At 62.5% G+C, this 21477-nt stretch carries 17 protein-coding genes; 16 read left to right on the top strand and 1 reads right to left on the bottom strand.

What is annotated here, in order from left to right; all coding sequences use genetic code 11:
- Positions 1-2: 2 nt before the first annotated feature.
- The 10 genes from BMZ79_RS19265 (at position 3) to BMZ79_RS19310 (ending at position 11045) form a co-directional block, all read left to right on the top strand.
- On the top strand, positions 3-3029 hold the full coding sequence (locus BMZ79_RS19265; RefSeq protein WP_256252839.1) for a S8 family serine peptidase: 3027 nt from the start codon (positions 3-5) through the stop codon (positions 3027-3029).
- An 11-nt stretch (positions 3030-3040) separates the two neighbouring features.
- Complete coding sequence (locus tag BMZ79_RS19270; protein WP_090642566.1) at positions 3041-3292, top strand: DUF1146 family protein; 252 nt, start codon at positions 3041-3043, stop codon at positions 3290-3292.
- A gap of 232 nt (positions 3293-3524) precedes the next feature.
- On the top strand, positions 3525-4937 hold the full coding sequence (gene murA / locus BMZ79_RS19275) for a UDP-N-acetylglucosamine 1-carboxyvinyltransferase (protein ID WP_090642568.1): 1413 nt from the start codon (positions 3525-3527) through the stop codon (positions 4935-4937).
- 191 nt (positions 4938-5128) lie between these two features.
- Positions 5129-6310, top strand: coding sequence for a stage II sporulation protein D (spoIID, locus tag BMZ79_RS19280; RefSeq protein WP_090642569.1), 1182 nt, complete (start codon positions 5129-5131; stop codon positions 6308-6310).
- A gap of 186 nt (positions 6311-6496) precedes the next feature.
- The gene (locus BMZ79_RS19285; protein ID WP_371263746.1) at positions 6497-7159 is read left to right on the top strand and encodes a peptidoglycan DD-metalloendopeptidase family protein; all 663 of its coding nucleotides are present in this window, start codon (positions 6497-6499) and stop codon (positions 7157-7159) included.
- 191 nt (positions 7160-7350) lie between these two features.
- The gene (gene spoIIID, locus BMZ79_RS19290) at positions 7351-7638 is read left to right on the top strand and encodes a sporulation transcriptional regulator SpoIIID (RefSeq protein WP_090575384.1); all 288 of its coding nucleotides are present in this window, start codon (positions 7351-7353) and stop codon (positions 7636-7638) included.
- Positions 7639-7742: 104 nt separating this feature from the next.
- On the top strand, positions 7743-8753 hold the full coding sequence (mreB, locus tag BMZ79_RS19295) for a rod shape-determining protein MreB (protein ID WP_090642572.1): 1011 nt from the start codon (positions 7743-7745) through the stop codon (positions 8751-8753).
- A gap of 199 nt (positions 8754-8952) precedes the next feature.
- A complete protein-coding gene (locus tag BMZ79_RS19300) occupies positions 8953-9819 on the top strand; it encodes a flagellar hook-basal body protein (RefSeq protein ID WP_090642574.1) in 867 nt (288 codons plus the stop codon).
- A 39-nt stretch (positions 9820-9858) separates the two neighbouring features.
- Complete coding sequence (locus tag BMZ79_RS19305; protein ID WP_090642575.1) at positions 9859-10680, top strand: flagellar hook-basal body protein; 822 nt, start codon at positions 9859-9861, stop codon at positions 10678-10680.
- 17 nt (positions 10681-10697) lie between these two features.
- Complete coding sequence (locus BMZ79_RS19310; RefSeq protein ID WP_090642577.1) at positions 10698-11045, top strand: DNA-directed RNA polymerase subunit beta; 348 nt, start codon at positions 10698-10700, stop codon at positions 11043-11045.
- 241 nt (positions 11046-11286) lie between these two features.
- Here the strand turns inward: BMZ79_RS19310 and BMZ79_RS19315 are convergent, their stop codons facing one another.
- Positions 11287-13461: a hypothetical protein gene (locus BMZ79_RS19315; protein ID WP_090642578.1), complete on the bottom strand. Its 2175-nt coding sequence runs from the start codon at positions 13459-13461 to the stop codon at positions 11287-11289.
- 428 nt (positions 13462-13889) lie between these two features.
- On the opposite strand from BMZ79_RS19315, the gene BMZ79_RS19320 reads away from it, so the two are divergent.
- The 6 genes from BMZ79_RS19320 (at position 13890) to BMZ79_RS19345 (ending at position 21464) form a co-directional block, all read left to right on the top strand.
- Positions 13890-14471 carry a CDP-alcohol phosphatidyltransferase family protein gene (locus BMZ79_RS19320; RefSeq protein ID WP_090642580.1) on the top strand — a complete coding sequence of 194 codons (582 nt, stop codon included), beginning with the start codon at positions 13890-13892 and terminating at the stop codon, positions 14469-14471.
- 152 nt (positions 14472-14623) lie between these two features.
- Complete coding sequence (gene fabZ, locus BMZ79_RS19325; protein ID WP_090642581.1) at positions 14624-15055, top strand: 3-hydroxyacyl-ACP dehydratase FabZ; 432 nt, start codon at positions 14624-14626, stop codon at positions 15053-15055.
- Between the two features lie 65 nt (positions 15056-15120).
- Positions 15121-16833 (top strand): phospho-sugar mutase, encoded by a 1713-nt coding sequence (locus BMZ79_RS19330; protein ID WP_090642583.1) that lies wholly within the window; start codon positions 15121-15123, stop codon positions 16831-16833.
- Positions 16834-16891: 58 nt separating this feature from the next.
- Positions 16892-19003 carry a DUF5693 family protein gene (locus BMZ79_RS19335; protein WP_090642584.1) on the top strand — a complete coding sequence of 704 codons (2112 nt, stop codon included), beginning with the start codon at positions 16892-16894 and terminating at the stop codon, positions 19001-19003.
- Positions 18952-20100, top strand: a complete 1149-nt coding sequence (csaB, locus tag BMZ79_RS19340; RefSeq protein WP_090642586.1) for a polysaccharide pyruvyl transferase CsaB — start codon at positions 18952-18954, stop codon at positions 20098-20100. Before BMZ79_RS19335 ends, csaB begins: the two co-directional genes overlap by 52 nt.
- A gap of 224 nt (positions 20101-20324) precedes the next feature.
- Positions 20325-21464, top strand: a complete 1140-nt coding sequence (locus BMZ79_RS19345) for a glycosyltransferase family 4 protein (protein ID WP_371263748.1) — start codon at positions 20325-20327, stop codon at positions 21462-21464.
- Positions 21465-21477: the final 13 nt, after the last annotated feature.

Consider the following 21477-nt stretch of genomic DNA (forward strand, 5'->3'; position numbering starts at 1 on the left):
TGATGACGAAGAGATTGTGGAACGGTTGGTCCAACCGCATACGTTTCCGGCTGCTTCCCGCCTCGCGCGGAGGCCGCTCCGCCGCCGAAGCCGCGCGCGAAATCGCCGCAGCGGCGCGGGCTTCGCGCCGGCGCGCCATGCGCCTCGCGCTGCGCGCCGGGCTCGCGGCGCTGCTGCTCGCGGGCGCCCCGGCGGCGGCGGCTTCGCCCGCCGCGGGGGCCGCTCCCGCGGCCCCGCCGCCTGCGGCGGCGACGGACGGCCCCGGTGGGTCTGCCGTCCCGGTTCAGGCCGCCGGCGGCGGCCGCGATGAGCCGCAGCCGGCGGCCTGGCTCATCAAGTGGCGCGACCCCGCGCAGGCGAAGCCGCTTCCGGGCACGCGCGTGCTGCGCCGCCTGGCGCTGCCGGGGGCGGCGGTGGACGTGGTCCGCCCCGCGGATGCCGGGGCGGACGCGGACGCGTGGCTCCTCGGGCTGCGCGGCCGGCCGGAGATCGCTTATGCGCAGCCGGTCGGCGCCGTCCGCATGCTCGCGGCCGAGCCGGCCCCGAACGATCCGGAGCTGCCGAAGCAGCGGTACTTGGCGCAAATCGGCGCACGGGAGGCGTGGACCAAGGTGCACGATCAGACCGATCTGACGATTGCGCTCATCGATACCGGCGTAGACTTGAATCATCCCGATTTGAAAAACAATCTGGTACCCGGCACGAACCTGGTTTCGCCGGGCAAGCCGCCGGAGGACGACAATGGGCACGGCACCGCGGTGGCCGGCGTCATCGCCGGCGAAGGCAACAACAAGGCGGGCATAACCGGCATTCTCTGGCATGCCCGGATCATGCCGGTCAAGGCGCTCGACGCCGACGGCTACGGCGACGAGGAACGGCTCGGCGAGGCGATCACCTACGCCGTCGACCACGGCGCGCGCATTCTGGTGCTCTCGGTGGGCTTGTACCGGTACTCGCCGTACTTGAAGGACGTGACGGCATACGCGGAATCGAAGGGAGCGCTGCTGGTCGCGGCGAGCGGCAACGACGGCGGAACGCTGGAGGCCAAAGCGAAGGTGAAGTACCCGGCCGCCTATCCGACGGTGCTCGCGGTAGCCGGCGCCACGGCGTCCGGCGCGCCGGAGACGCGGTCGAACGCGGGTCCGGAGATCGACGTCGCCGCTCCGTGGAGCGTCTACACGACCGCGGTCGGCGGCGGCTATAAGCAGGAGCAGGGGACGTCCATGGCCGCGCCGCAGGCGGCGGCGGCGGCGGCGCTCGTTTGGGCGCTGCATCCGGGTTACAAACCGTATCAGGTGCGCGCCCTGCTCCGCCAGTCGGCGAAGGACATCGGCAGCCCCGGGTTCGATAACCTCAGCGGCTACGGCCTGCTTCGGATCGACAAGGCCGTCGCGGCGGCGCTGCGGCCGGACGCCTACGAACCGAACGACGGCCGCCAGACCGCGAAGCTGTTTCCGCTCGGCAAACAGATCGCCGCGGAGCTGGGCGGGGGCAAGGACGCGGACTGGTTTCGCGTCGAGGCGCCGTACGACGGCACGGTGGCGATTCGGGTGCAGAGCCTGCCCGCCGCGGGAGAGAGCGCCCCGACGCTGCGCGTGACGCATGCCGGCGACGCCTCGCCCGGGGGAACGCAGGATACGAAGCTCGGCAACCAAACGGTGGAATGGCGCGTCAAGAAAGGGCGGAACGATTTCGAGGTGCGGCTGTTCGACGGGGCGAGCAAGCAGCGGCTGGCTTACCTGCTGACCTCCTCCTTCGAAATCGCGCCGGATGCGTACGAAGTGAACGACAAGCCGTATCAGGCCTATACGCTGCCGCCCCGGTCGCAGCGGGTCGAGGGAAACTTCCATCAGGCGAACGACGAGGATTGGTACGCAATCCGCTTCGAGACCGGGGGGACGCTCAAGCTGTCGGCGACGGCGGACTCGGCGCGGCTGGACCTGGGGCTCGCCTACGAACGGCAGGGCGGCACGCTGCTGGAGGAAGACGAGAACGGCGAGGGGGAAGGCGAAGCCTCCCCGCCGATCAACGTGACGCCGGGCACGTATTATATCCGCGTGCGCAATGCCATCTCGGCCCAGGCCAGCCCGGTTCCGGCGCAGTACGCGCTGAACGTGCAGTTCGCGACGCGGCACGCGGATCCCAACGAGCCGAACGACAAAACGTACCAGGCGACGAACGTCTCGCCGGGCTCCGGCTACTCCGGGGTGATCGGCAAAGCGGGCGACGCGGATTGGTATCAGCTCCGGATCGGCGGCGAGCGGCTGACGACGCTGCGGATCGGCGGCATTCCGGCGGGCATCGTCATGAAGGCGGAGCTGTTCGATAAGCGGCAGCAGCCGCTCTACACGCTGAAGTCGGCGTCGGGAGCCGCGTCGATGTCCCGGGAGAAGGTGCTGGCGGCCGGCTTGTATTACATCAAGGTGACCGCGAGCGCCCCGTTCGACAAGCAGTATTACGGGCTCCGGGTCACGGCCGAGACGCTGGTCGCCGGCTTCCGCGACATCGGCGGCCATTGGGCCGGGTCGGCGGTCGCGGCGCTCCGGCAGCGGGGCATCGTCGGCGGAAGCGGGGATTACCGGTTCGAGCCGGACCGGCCCGTAAGCCGGGCGGAAGCGGTGTCGATGCTGACGCGGGCGATCGCGCCTGCCGCGGGCGCCGCGCGCGCGCCGGCTTTCCGCGACGTCGGGGCGGGCCACTGGGCGTACGCGGCGGTCGCGAACGCGTCGCGCGCCGGCTGGATCGGCGGCTATCCGAACGGAACGTTCGGACCCGGACGCCCGATCTCGCGCGAAGAGATGGCCGTCGTGCTGCTGCGCGCGCTGAACGTGCGGACCGCGCGGCCGGGCGGTCCGGTCTTCGCCGACGTGCCGGCGGACCGATGGTCGTCGCCGGCCGTCGCCGCCGCCAAACGGCTCGGGCTGATGGGCGGTTACGCCGGCGGACGGTTCGAGCCGGAGCGATCCGCGACACGGGCCGAGTTCGCCGCGGTGCTGCTGCGGGCGTTGAACGCCGGGAATCTAGGATAGAGTAGGGAGTCATGAACATGGATCAAGTCGCCGCAACGGCAGGCATGCATGCCTTAATGTCGATCGTCATCGAATTGTTCAGCATCGCGCTGGCCTGGGTCGCGCTGCAGGAGTTGAAATGGGACGCGATCCTGAAGCGTCCGCGCGGAGGGCAGGCCCGTTTGCTGCTGATCATCCTGTCGGTCGTGCTCGGCCACGGGTTCGCGTCTTTCGTGCTGGCTTACTGGAACTGGTCGGGTCTGCTCAAGGGCATTGTCGAATAACAACCCGGAAACATGTAAACAATGGGGAATAGATAACGGTCCGAAAGTCGAAATCGCTTGCGAATGCTATAAAAATGGGCCAAAAATAGGTCGAATATCCGCTTTTCGACAGGCATAAAATAACGCTTGTCGATTCCTGTAAGCGGATGGTAAGATGTAGGTTGGGTATGAATCATCATACCAAATATTTCCTCAAATAAAAGAATCTACTGCACGCGGAGGGAAACCTAAGATGAGCAAAATAATCGTCCGCGGCGGCAAGCGACTATCCGGAACTGTCCGCGTAAGCGGCGCAAAAAACGCCGTACTGCCGATTCTCGCTGCCACGTTACTCGCCCAGAATGGCGAAAGCGTCATTCATGACGTACCTTATCTCGATGATGTCGTGACCCTTCAACAAGTGCTTTCCGCGCTTGGCGGAAAGCTGACATATGATAATGAGACCATGCGCATTTCCGCTGAACGGCTCGTATCGTTCGAGGCCCCGTACGAATGGGTGCGCAAGATGCGCGCTTCGTTCCTCGTCATGGGTCCGCTTCTGGCCCGCCTCGGCCGCGCCCGCATCGCCCTTCCCGGCGGCTGCGCCATCGGCACCCGTCCGATCGACCAGCATCTGAAAGGATTCGAAGCGATGGGCGCGGAGATCGTGCTCGGCCAAGGCTTCATCGAAGCCCGCTCCGAAGGCAAGCTGAAGGGTGCCAAGATCTATCTGGACGTCGCCAGCGTCGGCGCTACGGAGAACATCATGATGGCGGCCGCGCTCGCGGAAGGCACCACCACGATCGAGAACGCGGCGAAGGAGCCGGAGATCGTGGATTTGGCCAACTACCTGAACGCCATGGGCGCGATCGTCCGTGGGGCAGGTACGGGCGTCATCCGCATCGAAGGCGTCGATACGCTCAGCGGCGTAGCGCATACCGTTATCCCCGACCGCGTGGAAGCGGGTACTTATATGATCGCGGCGGCCATGACCGGCGGCGACGTGCACATCGAGGGCGCGATCGGCGACCATCTGGCGCCTGTGATTTCGAAGCTGCAAGAGATGGGCGTCGGCGTCGTCGAGACCGACAGCGGCATCCGCGTCACGGCGGCCAAGCGGCTGAAGTCCGTGGACGTCAAGACGCTGCCGTATCCGGGCTTCCCGACCGACATGCAGTCGCAGATGATGGCGCTGCTGATGATTTCGGACGGCACGAGCATCGTGACGGAGACGGTATTCGAGAACCGGTTCATGCACGTAGAAGAGTTCCAGAAGATGAACGCGCATATTAAGGTGGACGGCCGTACCGCGATCGTGACCGGCGGCACGCGGCTGACCGGCGCGAAAGTCACGGCGACCGATCTGCGCGCCGGAGCGGCGCTCGTCTGCGCGGCGCTCTGCGCGGACGGCGAAAGCGAGATCAACGGCATCCATCACGTGGATCGCGGGTATGTCGACATTACGGGCAAGCTGGCGGCCCTGGGCGCGGACATTTGCCGCGACGAAGAAGCGGAAGCGGCCCAACCGCTCTACGCCAAAGTATTGGAAGGCGTAGCCGCGGCGCTCGAAGAGCCGGAACCGGCGATCGTGGCGGCGCGGACGCAAGAGCCGGCCAAGCGGGAAAAGGAATTGCCCCGCATCAAGGCGCAGCCGACATGGGCCTAAACCCTTCATACCAAGAGACCCTATTTTCACTCCTCTTTCGGGGGAAGCGAAAATAGGGTTTTTTGCGCATTTCGCGCCCGACAGACCCTGCTGCGGCCCTATTCGCGGTACTATCCTATCTTTTCGATTCATAGACTGTAGTAGGCGGGAAGGAAAGACCCTAGAATCGAAAGCCGCGAAAGGAGCCGCGCATGAAACGGGCAAGATGGAGGACAGGACGCTCTTATCGTCGTCGATTATGGACAAGGGGCTGGTGGTTCGGGTTTCTTTGGGGACTGCTGCTCGTGATTCTCGTGAAGGCGGCCGTCCACTGGCTGTCGCCGAACGCGGCTGCGCTTGAGCGTAAAGAAGCGCAATTGGCCGTGTCGGAATCGGCGAGGCCCGATCAAGGGGCCGATACGGCCGCGCCGGCGCCGCGGGACGGCTCGAGCATCGGGGGCGCGCCGCAGGCGGATGTGCCGGCCTCCGCCGGCGCGGAAACGGCGGACAAGCAGCTGAAGAAGCTGAGCGCGTACGACCGGCTGTGGGTATCGGTGTACCTCACGAAGGACAAGCGTATCGAACATATGCCGATCGAGCTCTACGTGCGCGGAGTGCTGGCCGGTGAAATGCCGGTCGACTTCGAGCTGGAAGCGCTCAAGGCGCAGGCCATTGCCGCCCGCACGTACATTTACCGGAGGCTGCTGACCGGAGACCGAAGCGGGCTGGGCGGCGAGCGGGAGAAGGAAGCGGACGTGGACGATACCGTCATGAATCAGGCCTACATCCCGCTGAGCGCGCTGTTGAATCGGTGGAGCGGGAACGAGAAGGACGCGAACCTGGGCAAGCTGAACGAAGCGGTGGAGCAAACGAAGGGGCTGATCGTCACTTACGGCGGGCAGCCGATCGAGGCGTCGTTCTTCTCCACGAGCAACGGCTATACGGAGAACGCGTCGGATTACTGGAATCTCGACCTGCCGTACCTGCGCAGCGTGGCCAGCCCGTGGGACAAGGCGCTCTCGCCGAAGTACGAGCAAACCGTGACGATGAAGCTGAAGGACGCGGCCGCGAAGCTCGGCCTGACGGCGAGCGAAGTCCGGGGCATGCGGATCGGGAGCACGACGCCCGGCGAGCGGGTGAAGGACGTCCGAGCGGGCGGCGGGACGCTGACCGGTAGAGAGATTCGCGAGAAACTGTCTCTCGCCTCTTCCGATTTCTCGTGGACGATCGACGGGAATGAGATATCTATCACGACGAAGGGCTACGGCCACGGCGTCGGGATGAGCCAGTGGGGCGCGGACGGCATGGCCAAGGAAGGCGCAACGGCGCGGGAAATCCTGGCGCACTACTATACGGGCACGAAAGTCGTGCAGGCTTCCGGCGTGCTAGACTAGCGCGAACCGTCTAGTTCTAACAATCTCAAAAAATGTCAATCCCTCACGTATAAACTGCTAGGTTGTGGCAACAATGGCTAGTGAGGTGATCGAACAATGAGTGATAACAAATCAAAGTTCAATGAAGAAGCTCCCAAAAACGTTCTGGGAGGCAACGCCGTCAAACCGTCTGCGTGGAGAAAACTGATGGCAAAAAAATGGGCAGCACCATCAGCGTTTCTGGCCGCCGCAGCAATCATCGTAACCTTAATGTGGCTCTATGGGGGAGCCGGGGAGACAGACAAACCGGCCAGCACGACCGTAGATTCCACGCAAGGGGTAACGGATGAGCAAACGCTCGACGAGCAGCCGCCGGCGGATACCGACAAGGCGATTCAGCAATCGGCAAGCGAAGTCATGAAATGGCCGGCCGACAAGAGCCAGCTCGACGTCGTGGCGCCGTTCTATGACGCCAAAGCCAGCAACGACGACCGCCTGGCCGCTTGGGTCGACGGTCCGGACAACACGCTCGTTCCGAACATGGGCGTCGACCTCGGCAAAGACGACAAGTCCTTCGACGTTACGGCAGCCCTGAGCGGCGTCGTGACCGTCTCCGAGAAAAACCCGGTCAACGGCAACGTGGTTCAAATCAAGCACGCCGACGGGCTCGTCACGATCTACAACAGCCTGAGCGACGTGCAGGTCAAAGTCGGCGACGAAGTGAAGCAGGGCGACGCGATCGCCAAAGCGGGCCGCAGCGAGCTGGAGAAGGACCTCGGCGTCCATCTGCACTTCGAAGTGCGCAAGGACGGCAAGCCGGTCAACCCGTCCACGCTGATCGAAACCGCGAGCGCGGACGCGCAGCAATAAGCAATCACGGCAAGGCGGCAACCGGCCGCGAACCCTTCCGAAGGCAGGTATTTCCTGCCTTCTTTTTTGCGTTCCGGAGACTTGTTTGAAAATAATCGCAATTCTTGGGCTTGTCACGCTTGGACATAAAGAATATATACCCGTACCCCTCATATACTGTACCAAACTATCTCGAGTAGGGAGGCGGGAGCGTGCACGATTACATCAAAGAACGGACCATAAAAATCGGCCGTTGCATCGTCGAGACGAAGCATACGGTACGGACGATCGCGAAAGAATTCGGCGTCTCCAAGAGCACGGTGCACAAGGATTTGACCGAGCGCTTGCCGGAGATCAATCCCGATCTGGCGGACCAGGTGAAGCACATCCTGGAATACCACAAATCGATCCGGCACCTTAGGGGAGGAGAAGCCACCAAGATCAAGTATAAGAAGAGCTCCGGACGCAAGCGCGAAGTCCTTGCCGCGGCAAAATCGTAAGCGATTTTTTCTACAAAAATAGAGGATTTTCGTACCCTTCAGCGAATACTATACGGGATGTGGATTGCACTCGACTATTATTCGCGCTGGAGGACTTCAGACTTATGTTTAGCAAGGATATCGGGATAGACTTGGGAACCGCAAATGTGTCCATTCACGTGAGAGGGAAGGGCGTCGTCCTGGATGAGCCTTCGGTCGTGGCGATCGAAAGCGAAACCAAGCGCGTGCTTGCCGTGGGCGAAGAAGCGCATCGGATGGTAGGACGGACCCCTGGAAACATCATTGCCATCCGACCGCTTCGCGACGGCGTCATCGCCGATTTTGAGATTACGGAAATCATGCTGAAGGCCTTCATCGATCGCGTCGGCGGCCGTTCCTGGTACAGCCGCCCTCGCATCCTTATTTGCGCGCCGACGAACATCACGTCCGTCGAGCAAAAAGCGATCCGGGAGGCCGCGGAGCGCAGCGGCGCCAAGGACGTGTTCCTCGAGGAAGAACCGAAAGCGGCGGCCATCGGCGCCGGCATGGACATTTACCAGCCGAGCGGCAACATGGTCGTCGACATCGGCGGCGGCACGACGGACGTGGCGGTGCTCTCGATGGGCGACGTCGTCACCGCGTCGTCGATCAAAGTCGCGGGGGACAAGTTCGACGAGGCGATCTCCAAGTACATCAAAAACAAGTACAAGCTCCTGATCGGCGAACGGACAAGCGAGGACATCAAGATCAAGATCGGCACCGTGTACGACAACGGATTCCGGGACGAGATCGATATTCGCGGGCGCGACATGGTAACGGGCCTGCCGCTGACCGTGACGATCTACTCGGAGGAAGTGCGCGAGGCGCTCTGGGAACCGGTATCCTCCATCGTCTCGGCGGCCAAATCCGTGCTGGAGCGGACGCCTCCGGAGCTGTCGGCGGACATCATCGACCGCGGCGTCATCCTGACGGGCGGCGGCGCGCTGCTGGGCGGTTTGGACGCGCTGCTCGCGGAAGAACTGAAGGTGCCGGTGCTCATCGCCGAGGATCCGATGCACTGCGTCGTGAAAGGGACAGGCCTGCTGCTTGACCATCTCGACCGCGCGCCTCGGCGGGCGGAAATCTCCAAGCGCTAGAATCGAGCCGTACAGACGCGAATAGGCGGAAAGCCGGTGTTCGGGTAGGGCGCCATAGGGGGGCGTGCCGAGGGGCGACGGTCGCAGAATAGGTCTTAAGGCATAGCGGTCGTCTATTCAACGCGAAGCGGCGTTATCCGATATTATCGATAGGATACGCGCGGGTCTGATCGATCAGCAAGCGCCAGGAGGTTTCGCCATGCTCAGAGGGCTGTACACGGCTGCGGCGGGAATGATTTCGCAGCAGAACAGGCATGATACCATCACCAACAATATCGCCAATATGAATACGCCGGGCTATAAACAGAAATACGCGGTTACCCATTCTTTCCCGGATATGCTCCTTCGTTTGACAGGGTCGCGGGACGTCGACAACGGCCAAGCGGTCGGCAAGCTGAGCACGGGCGTGTTCGCCGAGGAGAGCCTGCAGGTCAATTTGCAGGGCGACCTGATGCAGACCAACCGGTTCAGCGATTTCGCGATCGTCTCGGACATTCAAGTGCCGGGCGTGGCGTTCGATGCCTCCGGCAAGGCGCTGACGGCGGGCGGCCGGCTGGTCTTCCAGCCGCAGGCGTTCTTCACGGTGCAGAACAAGGACGGCGAGACCCGCTATACGCGCGACGGCCAATTCCGGCTGGACGAGCAGGGCTACATGACGCTGCCGGACGGCTCCCGGGTACTCGGCGCCGACGGCCGGCCGTTCCGGCTACCGGACGGCGTCACGATCAACGATCTGGCGATCACGGCCGACAACCGGCTCGTGAACCCGCTGACGGGCGCCAGCGCGGGTCAGCTGCTCATTACGCGCGTGGACGACCCGAACAAGCTTGTCCGCGAAGGCGACGGCAAGTTCAAGCTGGCGGACGGCGAGACGGGCGTGCGGCCCGTGAACGCCGGCGACCGCGTGGAAGTGCGGCAGGGGTACGTGGAGCGCTCCAACGTCGACGCCGCCCAATCGATGGTCGACCTGATGTCGGCGGCCCGCGCATACGAAGCGAACCAGAAGGTCATTCAGTTTTACGATAAAAGCATGGACAAAGCGGTCAATGAAATCGGACGCGTCTAAAGCGGCTTATAGGCACAGAAGGCAGGGGAGGCTACGGGGATGAACGGCTCGATGATCAGCGCGATGGCGTCCATGGGCGGCTTGCAGCAGAAGCTCGACATGCTGGCGGACAACATCGCGAACGTGAATACGGTAGGTTATAAACGAAAGGTCGGCACGTTCGAGGACCTGCTGACGACGCTGAAGGAGCAGCCCGAAGCGTTCGACCAACCTGGACGGCTGACGCCGCTTGGCTTCAACCAAGGCTGGGGCTCGCGTCTCACGATGATCGAACCGGACTTCTCCCAAGGGCCGCTTCAGCAGACGGATCAGCCTTTCGACGTCGCCATCGAAGGCAACGCGCTGTTCCAGGTGCAGGTCGACGACGCCGGGCACGTGGCCTACACGCGCGGCGGCTCGTTCGACACGACGTTTACCCGCAACGGCATTAATATATTGACGACGAAGGACGGCTATCCGGTCTCCTCCGTCGATAACCAAGCGATTGAAATTCCGGCGGACGTGCAGGGGGTCCAAATCGACGCCTCCGGCAACGTCGTCGGCACGCTCCCGGGCGGCGCGATCGTGCAGCTCGGCCGGCTAAAGCTAGTTCAAGCGGACAAACCGGGACTGCTGACGCAGGTCGCGGACAATCTGTTCGCGGTGGCCGACGGCGTTCAGGCGAGCGATGTCCTGCACGACGTCACGGCCAACGCCGAATCGAAGATTGCGGTCAAGCAGGGATACCTCGAACAGTCCAACGTCGTCCTAGCCGACGAAATGACGGACTTGATCAGCGTGCAGCGGGCCTATCAACTCAGCGCCAGAGCCTTGACATCAAGCGATAATATGATGGGACTTGCCAACAATCTGCGCGCTTAGGAAATGAGTGAATGCCTATGGATTCAAAAAAGGAAACGGCCGCCGGTCTGGAAAGCATCGCGCCCGCGGAGCGGGGCGGCCTGATCGGCCCGGCGCCGGCCGGCGATAAAGCCCGCGGCGGCGCCAAGCGGCCGGAGCGGGAAGCCGCTTCGGCGAAGGGGGACGCGAAGCCGCGCAAGAAACGCCATCCGGCGGTGCGCGCGCTGCGCTGGACGCTGCTGAAGAGCATCGTGCCGGTGCTGTGCGTCCTGGCCATCATCGGCGGGATGTACCTCGGTTACGCGGTGCTCGGCAAGCGCCCGGGCGAGGAGATTTTCCGGATCGGAACATGGAAGCATATGTATGATTTGATCTTTGCGGGGTAACCCCGCACGGAACGCATGAAAGCCTGCCTGGCGGAGCCATGGCAGGCTTTTTCGCGTTTCGGGCCGCGATGCAGGCGCATTGCTTCGCGGACGAGGGATAGCTGTCACGCGCCGCCGCATCTTGCGCAGGGAGCTGCCGAGGTGCCGGAAGCGCGAAAAGCGGCTGCCTGTCCGAGGAAATGAAAAACCTCCGTCACCGTCGGGACGCGACGGCAACGCAGGCGTTTTTCATGCAGAGCGGTTATGGCTTCACGGTGACGCGGATGCTGACCGTCTTGCCTTCCAGCGTGCCGCGGATGTACGTGGTGCCTTTCGCGATCGCGGTGATGACGCCGTCCTCTACGGTGGCGACCCGATTGTTGCCGGTCGTCCACGCGGCGGCTTTGGTGACGTCGCCGACGCGGCCGCCTTCGTACTCGCCGGACACTTTCACCGCTTGGTTCGCGCCAGGCGCGAGCGTCAGCGTTTTAACCGTCGGGGTCAGCTTCTTCAGCTTCCCGATGACCGAGACGGAGAGGACGAGGGACTTGCCTTGGTAGGAGCCGGTCAGCTTGCCCATGCCTTCCTTCAACGTCTTGACGGAGCTGCCTTTGACCGTCGCCAGCTCTTCCGGATCCATCGTCCAATTCATTTTCGACGCGAGCGAGATCGTCTTGCCGCTCTTGTAGACGCCCGTTACTTTGATCGTATAGGTGCGTCCCGGGCTGAACACGGGCGCGCTGTTGTCCACGAGCAGCTTCGTGATTTCTTCTTCGATCGTGACGCGCACCGTCGCCGACTTGCCGAGGTAGGAAGCGGTCAGCGTGACCGAGGACGCTTGGATGCCCTTCACGTTGGGCGCTTTGACGATCAGGTTCGCCGACGAGCTCTTCCACGTCACGAGCGACGTGACGTCTTCCTCGTCGCCGCTCGCGTAAGTCATCGTCATGGTCGGAAGCTTCGCTTCCTTGCCGAGCACGACGGACAGGTTCGCTTGGTCTGCCGTCAACAGCAGCGGCTGTTCGTGCACGGTGACTTTGATCGTCACGGTCTTGGCCTGGATGCTGCCGGTCAGCGTGGCGGTGCCGGTTTTCTTCGCTTTCCATTTGCCGTCGGCTTTATCGAACACGTCCGTGTTGCTGCTGGTCCAATTCACGAGACTCGAGACGTCCACCGTCTCGTCGGCGATGGTCGTCGCCGTGATCTTCGGCAGCGTGACGGCGTCGTCCAGGAACACGTCGATCGCGTCCTTCGCGGCGGACATGCTCGCGACCGTCGGGTAGACCGTGACGTTCACTTGCTGCGTAACGCCCTTGTAGGACGCCTTGATTACGGTGGTGCCGATGCCTTTCGGCGTGACGATGCCCTTCGCGACCGTGGCGGCGAAGACGTTGCTGGACGTCCAGTCGGCGATATCCGTTACGGTGATCGGCTCTTCGCCGCCGTTCAGAACGACGGCCGTGAACGCGACCGGTTCGTCCTTCAGCGTCAGGTTCTGGTCCTCCTTCGGCGTCAGGCGCATCGCCTCGTAAGCCGGGCGGACGACGACGGTTACGCTGCCGCTTACGCCGAGGTAAGTCGAGGTGATCGTGGCGGTACCGTTGCCGACGGGCGTGACGACGCCCTTGTCGACCGTGACGACGGACGCGCTGCTGGTCGTCCAGGCGGCTTCCTCTGTCACGTCGTCCGCGGCGCCAGCCGTCGTCAGCGCCGTTGCCGTCAGCGATTTGGGGTTATCGCCGTACGTGAATTCCATCAAGCCGCCCGGCGTGATCGAAAGCGATTTGTACGGCGACGTCACGGTCAGCTTGACCGTGTCCGTGCGGCCCTTGTATTTGGCGGTAATCGTCGTCGTGCCGGCCGCGAGCAGCGTGATCTCGCCGTCCTCGACGGTCGCGACGCTCGTGCTGGAGCTGGTCCAACCCGCGTCTTTCGTGACGTCCCGATCGGACGAACCGCTCTTCGAGGCGGCGAGGTCGTACGCGAGCTTGTCGCCGAGCTTGACGTCAACCGCGGAATTTACGGCCGAGCCGTCATTCTTGATCGTCACGCTGTCATATAAATAATCAACGGTAACGGGCAAGGACGCCTTGAAGCCCTTGTACGTCGCGGTGACGGTGGCGGACCCCTTGGCGACCGCGGTGAGCTGGCCGCTCGTCACTTTGACGACGGCGGAGCTCGAAGTGGACCAGGCGGCGTCCGTCGTGACGTTCTTCAGAGACGAAGAGCCGGAGATCGAGGCGAGCACGTCGAGCTGCAGCGCATCGTCGTCGATATAGATGCGGGCCGGGGACGGCGGGTTGTCGAAGGAAATGCCGGTGACGGTATCCTCGGCGTAAGCGAGACCTGCGAAGGAAGACAGCATCAGGACGACGGCGAGCAGGGCGGTAAGCCAAGGCTTGAGTGTGACGGGAGCGGCGGGTGCGTTCTTGCGCATGCGGATTCGATACCTCCAAGTACGTGAATGTTCCCTTATTAATAGAAGCGTTTTTTCGCGGACCGCGCGGCTTCGATTGCTAAGGGCGAACGGAATGCCGGCGATTAGCCGGACAACCGGTTCGCGGTGTCTCTTTTAATTAACGGATCGGAGGGCGGAAAATTGAAGGCATGGCGCAATTTGTTCCAAATTTAGTTAGCGTAAAGGCGGGGCGGCCGGCGCCGCGAAAGCGTTTGGCGCCGGAGAGGGCCCTCGGGGGCAGGTTTTATTTTTTCCAGCGTAGCGGTATAATGGGTAAGAATGTCTGTCGCTTCAGGAGACCGGAATTCGCAGGCTTCCCTGATCGTCTACGACCTTGGCCCACGCATGTGCCGCCTGCCGCCCGAGCAAACCGATCGCCCTTAGTTCATAAGGAGGCGTAAGCGTTTATGAATGTACCGAATTTGCTCACTCTGCTGCGGTTCGCTCTCATTCCCGTGTACGTGGCCGTATTCGTCTCGGACGCCACGAATCATATGAAATGGGCGTTCCTGGTCGTGGTGCTGGCCGGGCTCACCGATATTTTGGACGGGTACCTGGCGCGCAAGTACGGGCAAGTGACGACGGTCGGCTCCATGCTGGATCCGCTGGCGGACAAAGTGATGATGATCAGCGTGATCCTGTCCCTGCTGCTGACGGGCCATATTCCGTGGAGCGCGGGAGCCGCGATCTTCGTTCGGGATGCGGGCATGATCGCGGGATCGGCGTATTTTCACTTTCGGGGGAAAAAGACGGTGCCCGCCAACTGGATGGGCAAGCTGACCACGGCGCTCTATTACGCGGCCATCTTCTTCGTCTTCTTCGAAATGCCGTGGGCGCGGACGTACCTATGGGGCGTCATCGCGTTCTCCTTCGTCACGTCCTTTATTTACATCGGCCTGTTCTTGGCGCTGAACCGCGAGGAGAAGAAGGCGGAGCACAGCGGCGTTCCGGTCGAGGACAACGGAGAGAATCGCGCGCGAGAGGCTTAAGGTGCACGTAAAAAGGAGACTGAACGCAAGCGTGAAGCGGCGCGTCCAATCTCCCTTATCTTAACCCCCACGACTGCAGTTCGTGTAGGATGGCCTTATTGTGGCACAATAATAAGCAATTTATAACACGCATGACGAAAGGGAGTTCGCGTATGCTCGATATTCGACAAATCCAGGAAATCATTCCGCATCGGCCGCCGTTTCTGTTGGTCGACCGCATCCTCGAGGTGGAGGACGGCAAGCGCGCGGTCGGGCTGAAGAACGTCACCATGAACGAGCCGTTTTTCACCGGCCATTTTCCGGCGTACCCGGTCATGCCGGGCGTGCTGATCGTGGAGGCGCTGGCGCAGGTCGGCACCGTGGCGATCCTGAAAGTGGAAGCGAACCGCGGCAAGATCGGCTTCTTCGCCGGCATCGACAATTTCCGCTTCCGCGGCCAGGTCACCCCGGGCGACACGCTGATTCTGGAAGTGGAGATCACGCGTCTCAAGGGGCCGATCGGCAAAGGACAAGCCACCGCCAAAGTCGGAGACAAGATCGTGGCCGAAGGCGAAATTATGTTCGCGCTGAAGGATCCGGAATAACGCTTGCGTTTTCCGCGGCCTTCGGCGATTGGACGATATAAACAAAAACAAAACCCATGGAGAGGATGCTGGAGATGAACCAAACTGCTGTTGCACGCTACGAGGCTTGGCTTGCTGATCCTTCGATTGACGCCGCTACGAAAGAAGAACTGGCAGCTCTTCGGGGGAACGACAAGGAAATCGAGGACCGCTTCTACCGCGAGCTGGAGTTCGGCACCGGCGGCCTTCGCGGCGTGATGGGCGCCGGCACGAACCGGTTGAACGTGTACACGGTAGGCAAGGCTACCCAAGGCTTGGCGAACTGGACGCTGACCAAATCGTCGTCGCCTTCGGTCGTCATCGCGCACGATTCGCGCAATAATTCGCCGGAGTTCGCCTTGGACGCGGCGCTCGTATTGGCCGCGAACGGCGTTACGGCGTACCTGTTCCAAGGACTTCGCCCGACGCCGCAGCTGTCGTTCGCCGTCCGCTCGCTGAAGGCCACGAGCGGCGTCGTCATCACGGCGAGCCATAACCCGCCGGAGTATAACGGCTATAAGGCGTACGGCTCCGACGGCTGCCAGCTGGTGCCGGCCGACGCGGAGCAGGTCATCGGGGCGATCCAAGCCGTGACGGGATTCGACCAAGTGAAGCGGATCAGCCGCGAGGAAGCCGAAGCGAAGGGACTGCTTCGCTGGCTGGGCGACGCGGAAGACCAGGATTACGTCCAAACGGTCGCCGCGCAAAGCCTGAACCGCGAGCTGCTGCAAAACGGGCTCGGCGAAGCGCTGACGGTCGTCTACACGCCTCTCCACGGCGCGGGCAACATGCCGGTTCGCAACGTGCTCGCGGCCGTCGGTCTCTCCAACGTGCGCATCGTGAAGGAGCAGGAGCAGCCGGACGGGTATTTCAGCACGGTCAAATCGCCGAACCCGGAAGAGCGCGAAGCGTTCACGCTGGCCATTAAGCTCGGACAGGAGATCGGCGCGGACCTCATCATCGGCACGGATCCGGACTGCGACCGGATGGGCGCGGTCGTCCGTAATAACGAGGGCGAGTTCGTCGTTCTCTCGGGCAATCAGTCCGGCGCGATCATGGTTCATTACTTGCTCGGCACGCTGAAGGAGCGCGGCCAGCTGCCGGCAAACGGCGCCGTCGTCAAGACGATCGTGACGAGCGAGATGGGCGCGGATATCGCCAAGTCCTATGGGGCGGCCGTCATCAACACGCTGACGGGCTTCAAATACATCGGCGAGCAAATGACGAAGTTCGAGCATAGCGGGGAGCATGCCTTCTTGTTCGGCTACGAGGAAAGCTACGGCTACCTGGCCGGCACGTACGCCCGCGACAAGGACGCGGTCGTCGCCTCGCTGCTCATCAGCGAAGCCGCCGCTTACTATAAGAGCCAAGGCAAGACGCTGTACGACGTGCTGCTCGAGCTGTACGCGAAGTTCGGCTACTACCTGGAGGGTCTGGAATCCCGGACGCTCAAAGGCGTGGACGGCGTGCAGAAGATCGCCGGCATCATGGACGACTGGCGCGGCAACCCGCCTGCCGAGGTGGCCGGCGTGCGCGTGAAGCAAGTGCTGGATTACCTGCCGGGCATCGACGGACTGCCGGCCGAGAACGTCCTGAAGTACTTGCTGGAGGACGGCTCCTGGTTCTGCCTGCGTCCTTCGGGCACGGAGCCGAAGATCAAAGTGTATTTCGCCGTGCGCGGCCAATCGCTGAACCATTCGCAGGACGCCATCAAGGCGCTGACGGATGCCGTCATGGCGCGCGTCGACAGCAAGGCTTAAGCAGAAGCTTCCGGGCGGGGCGCAAGCCCCGCCGGATTTATGTTAAGGAGTGGAAGTTGTGCGTCAGAACTGGCACCAATGGAATCGTAAGGCAGTCGCCGTTTTAAGCGTACTGATCATTATCGGCATCATCGCGGCTATCCCCGTAGGCGCCGAGCGCTGGAAGGTCGAGCGTTCGTCCAAGCAAGTGGAGCTCGTGTTCGACTACCGGGACCTCCTTCAAGTGGCGGCCTACAAAAACCATCCGCAGCAATACGTGCGGGACGAGCTGGTCAAAATGAAGGCGGCCGGCATCGGGTCGATGGCCGTCTACGAAACGTCGCTGCAAGAGCTCAAATGGGGCGGACGCATCTCGCTGTACAGCTCGGCCACGCTGAGCGACCTGCAGGGCAAGCCGCTGAAGCAGGACGAGAATTTCACGTACCTGCTGTTCAATTCCAAGCCGGACGAAGACGCGCTTCGCCCCGTGATCGAAGACACGTTCAAGCAATGGGGCATCGCCACGGCGCCGTGGAGCTTCAAAGGCAACAACGGCCTCGCGATCGAAACGCCGGTCGAAGACGCCATGCTGAAGACGATGCAGACGGACCCGGCCGCCGTTCAAATGCTTCACGACGCCGGCTTCCGCATCGTGCCGCGCTTGTCCGACCGCATTCCGTACAACGCCGAAGAAGTGGACAAGCTGATGGCGTCCTACGAAGCGCTCGGCGTCACGCGGATCCTGTTCGACGGCAACGCGGTCAAGGGCTTCGCGGACAACGCCGAGAAGAAGACGCTGACGCATTTCGCCGAGACGCTCAATAAGCATGGTATCGGAATCTCGACCATTGAGAATTCTAAGCCTCAACAGGGTCTGGGCACGCTTGCTTACCTGACGCATTATAACGTCGCCCGGCTGTATTCGCTGCCGGACAAGGACGCCGCGGGCATGAAGCCGCTTGACATCGCGGACCGCTTCCAGTTGGCCGTGAAGGACCGCAGCATCCGAATGTTCTATATTAATGCCGCGCCGGCCAGCAATGCCGCGAAGTCGTCCATCACGGATCCGATGGATAACATCTACAAGTCGCTGGAGGGCAAGGACGGCTTCCTCGCGAAGCTGGACAAGCTCGGGTACGAACCGGGACCGGCGCTGCCGTTCGACTACGAATCGCCGTCCTGGCTGAAGCCGCTGAAGGCGCTCGTCGCGCTCGGAGCCGTCGCGTTCATCGCGCTGCTGATTCAGGTCTTCCTGCCGGGCGTCGCCATTCCGGTGTTCCTGATCGGCTTGATCGGCAGCGCGGGGCTGTACGTCCTGTCCAAGTCGATCTTCGAGCAGGGCCTGGCGCTCGGCGCCGCGATTAGCGCGCCGACGCTGGCGATGGTTTGGGCCATTCGCCGCGTGCGGACGCATACCGTCGGCAACCGCCGGCCGATCGGCGCGACGGACGGCAACGCCGCTGCCCGCGCGGACGGCCAGCTCCGCTGGATTTTCCCGGGCATCACCGCGGGACGCCGTCTCCTGATGGCCGTGGCGATCTTCGCGACGACGTCGGTCATCTCGCTGTGCGGCATTCCGTTCGTGGTCGGGCTGCTGAACAACATCACGTACAAGCTCGTGCTGGAGCAGTTCCGCGGCGTCAGCCTGCTGCATCTGGCTCCGATCGCCTTGACGGCGCTCTACCTGCTGCTCTATACGGGCGACTCCGTCATCGGCAATATCCGGAAGCTGCTGAAAATGCAGATCACGGTGCTCTGGGTGGCCGTCGCGGCGGTCGTGGGCGTGCTGGGCTTGTACTACTTGTCGCGGACCGGCAACGAAGGCTCGGCTTCGACGATTGAGCTCACGTTCCGCAACTTCTTGGAGACGACGTTCGGCGTGCGTCCGAGAACGAAGGAATTCCTGTTGTCGCACCCGCTCTTCTTTGCCGGATTATTCCTTGCGCTTCGCTACCGCGCGGCGTGGGTATTATTTATCGTAGGATCGATCGGCCAGCTGTCGATGGTGGATACGTTCGCGCATATTCATACGCCGCTTGCGATCTCCATCATTCGCGACTTGCTCGGCCTGGTGCTGGGCGCCTTGATCGGCTTGGTGCTGATCGGCGTGTGGCAGGTCTTGGAAGGAGCATGGAAGCTATGGGCACCGCGGTTCTTCAAGGCCAAACCGGCCCCCAAATCCGCCGCGTAGTTATATCCGGCTATTACGGGTTTCGCAACAGCGGCGACGAAGCCGTACTGAAATCGATCCTGTTCGCGCTGGCGGAAGAAGGCGCGGCGCAGGGCGTTCGGATCGAGCCGGTCGTGCTGTCGGTCGATCCGGCCTGGACGAGCGCGATGTACGGCGTCGAAGCCGTCCATCGCATGAAGCTGGGCGAGATCGTGCGCGCGCTTCGCGGCAGCGACGGTCTCATCAGCGGCGGCGGCAGCCTGCTGCAGGACGCGACCGGCGCGGCGACGATCCCGTATTATACGGGCATCATCAAGCTGGCGCAGCTGCTGCGCAAGCCGACGTTCATCTACGCGCAGGGCATCGGCCCCGTGAATCGCCGGTGGATGGACCGGCTCATCCGGGGCGTCATGCGGCGCAGCGCGTACGTGTCCGTGCGCGACGCGGAATCCGCCGAGCTGCTCGGGCGGATGGGGGTGCCGCTCGACCGGATCGACGTGGTGCCCGATCCGGTCATGGCGCTGCCGCTCCCGACAGCGCAGCCGCTTGCGGGCGCGGGGGCGCCGGCGGCGGATTCGCCGCTGCCGGTGGTCGGCGTGTCCTTGCGGCATTGGCGCAAGGACGGCGCCGACCTGGCGCGCGCGGCCGCCGCGCTTGGCGCGCTGGCCCGCAGCCGGGCGGTGCGGCTGCGGTTCCTGCCGTTCCACACGCCGGCGGACGCCGAGACGTCCCGGCAGGTGATCGCGCAGCTGGGCGAGCTTGGCGCCAGCGTGGCCGAAATCGCCGAGCCCGGCGACGATCCGCAGCAGATGCTGCTCGAAGTCAGCCGGTGCGACGCCTTGTTCGGCATGCGGCTTCATGCGCTTATCTACGCGGCGAATCAGCTCGTGCCGCTCGTCGGCCTGTCGTACGACCCGAAGATCGACCAGTTCCTGAACCGGCTCGGGCTCAAAGCCGTCGGCACGACGGAGTCGCTCGATCCGGACGCGTTCGCGGCCGCGATGGGCAGGCTGCTCGACGATCCGGCGCAGTGGCGGGCGTCGCACGGTTCCGCGATCGACCGCCTGAAGGAAGAAGCGCGCATCCCGGCGAAACAAATCGCCGCAAAAATTCGTTAATCTAGATATAGACGCCACCACTCATCCAGTCTTTGGTTCCTGCGGACATCTAGTTATGCGCCTGAAAAACGAAGCGAAAGCGTTGTATGAGAGAGAAAATGTCGCAAAACCATGCCCAAGCGCGCGAAATAGTCGCTTATTTCGTGTAAATTGCTTGAAAATGAGAGTGGAGTTTCTTTTTCAAACCGCGTATAATTCATTCCGGCGATAGCTATGAAAGGGAGATGGAAATGAGTCACGTCGTTCTCTACACCGTCGCATTCATAATTTCATTATGTCTTGCGCTGGCGCTCACCCCGCTCGTCATCAAGCTGGCTTTCAAAGTCGGGGCGATCGACAAGCCGAACCACCGAAAAGTGCATACGAAAATCATGCCGCGCATGGGCGGCTTGGGCATATATGCCGCATTTATCGGCGCATACTTCGCCATACAACCGTTTATTCCGGAAGGACTCTTCCGCAGCTACGATAGAAACTTGATCAACGCCCTGCTTGCGGGCGGCTCCATCATCGTCCTCATCGGCGCGCTGGACGACCGCTTCGAGCTGTCGGCGAAGGTCAAGCTGCTTGGTCAAATCATCGCGGCGTGCGTCGTCGTCTTCGGCTTCGGCGTCAAAATCGATTTGCTGAACATTCCTTTCGGCGAAGCGATGCAGCCCGTCGCGTCGTGGATCAGCATCCCGCTCACGATCATCTGGATCGTGGGCGTCACCAACGCGATCAACTTAATCGACGGCCTGGACGGTCTTGCGGCCGGCGTATCCGGCATCGCGATCGGCACGATTCTGGTCATGGCCGCGGTCATGGGCTTCGCGCCGGTTATCCTGTTGAGCGCGCTGCTGCTCGGCGGCGTCATCGGCTTTCTGGTGTATAACTTCCACCCGGCCAAGATCTTCATGGGCGATACCGGGTCGCTATTCTTGGGCTTCGGGCTTGCGACGCTTTCGATGCTTGGCTTCAAGCAGGTCACGATGGTGTCGTTCGTGACGCCGCTGCTCATCATCGGCGTGCCGCTCTCGGATACGTTCTTCGCGATCGTGCGCCGCTGGGTCAACAAGAAACCGATTTTCGCGCCGGACAAAGGCCACCTGCACCACTGCCTTCGCGAGCTCGGCTTCAGCCACCGCCGCACGGTGCTGATCATTTACGCGATCGCGACGTTCTTCGGACTGTGCGCGGTTCTGCAATCGACGATCGTCCAGTCGGACGCGGCGAATTGGATCACGTTCGGCGTTATCCTGGTCTTGGTGTTCTTCCTCCAGATCGGCGCGGAGCTGATCGGCATCGTCGACAAGTCGCGGCGGCCGCTGATCAACTTCCTGCAGCGCCGGTTAATTCGAACGGAACAATCGCGTTCAAAATAACTTCATATAACGG

Origin of the sequence: Paenibacillus sp. UNC496MF, from assembly GCF_900113915.1 — a bacterium.
GTDB lineage: Bacteria > Bacillota > Bacilli > Paenibacillales > Paenibacillaceae > Paenibacillus_Z > Paenibacillus_Z artemisiicola.

Excerpts from the sequence above, each read along its gene's own strand:
- BMZ79_RS19265 (WP_256252839.1), top strand. The coding sequence starts at position 3 with ATGACGAAGAGATTGTGGAACGGTTGGTCCAACCGCATACGTTTCCGG.
- BMZ79_RS19270 (WP_090642566.1), top strand. The coding sequence starts at position 3,041 with ATGAACATGGATCAAGTCGCCGCAACGGCAGGCATGCATGCCTTAATG.
- murA (WP_090642568.1), top strand. The coding sequence starts at position 3,525 with ATGAGCAAAATAATCGTCCGCGGCGGCAAGCGACTATCCGGAACTGTC.
- spoIID (WP_090642569.1), top strand. The coding sequence starts at position 5,129 with ATGAAACGGGCAAGATGGAGGACAGGACGCTCTTATCGTCGTCGATTA.
- BMZ79_RS19285 (WP_371263746.1), top strand. The coding sequence starts at position 6,497 with ATGGCAAAAAAATGGGCAGCACCATCAGCGTTTCTGGCCGCCGCAGCA.
- mreB (WP_090642572.1), top strand. The coding sequence starts at position 7,743 with ATGTTTAGCAAGGATATCGGGATAGACTTGGGAACCGCAAATGTGTCC.
- BMZ79_RS19300 (WP_090642574.1), top strand. The coding sequence starts at position 8,953 with ATGCTCAGAGGGCTGTACACGGCTGCGGCGGGAATGATTTCGCAGCAG.
- BMZ79_RS19305 (WP_090642575.1), top strand. The coding sequence starts at position 9,859 with ATGAACGGCTCGATGATCAGCGCGATGGCGTCCATGGGCGGCTTGCAG.
- BMZ79_RS19310 (WP_090642577.1), top strand. The coding sequence starts at position 10,698 with ATGGATTCAAAAAAGGAAACGGCCGCCGGTCTGGAAAGCATCGCGCCC.
- BMZ79_RS19315 (WP_090642578.1), bottom strand. The coding sequence starts at position 13,461 with ATGCGCAAGAACGCACCCGCCGCTCCCGTCACACTCAAGCCTTGGCTT.
- BMZ79_RS19320 (WP_090642580.1), top strand. The coding sequence starts at position 13,890 with ATGAATGTACCGAATTTGCTCACTCTGCTGCGGTTCGCTCTCATTCCC.
- fabZ (WP_090642581.1), top strand. The coding sequence starts at position 14,624 with ATGCTCGATATTCGACAAATCCAGGAAATCATTCCGCATCGGCCGCCG.
- BMZ79_RS19330 (WP_090642583.1), top strand. The coding sequence starts at position 15,121 with ATGCTGGAGATGAACCAAACTGCTGTTGCACGCTACGAGGCTTGGCTT.
- csaB (WP_090642586.1), top strand. The coding sequence starts at position 18,952 with ATGGGCACCGCGGTTCTTCAAGGCCAAACCGGCCCCCAAATCCGCCGC.
- BMZ79_RS19345 (WP_371263748.1), top strand. The coding sequence starts at position 20,325 with ATGGAAATGAGTCACGTCGTTCTCTACACCGTCGCATTCATAATTTCA.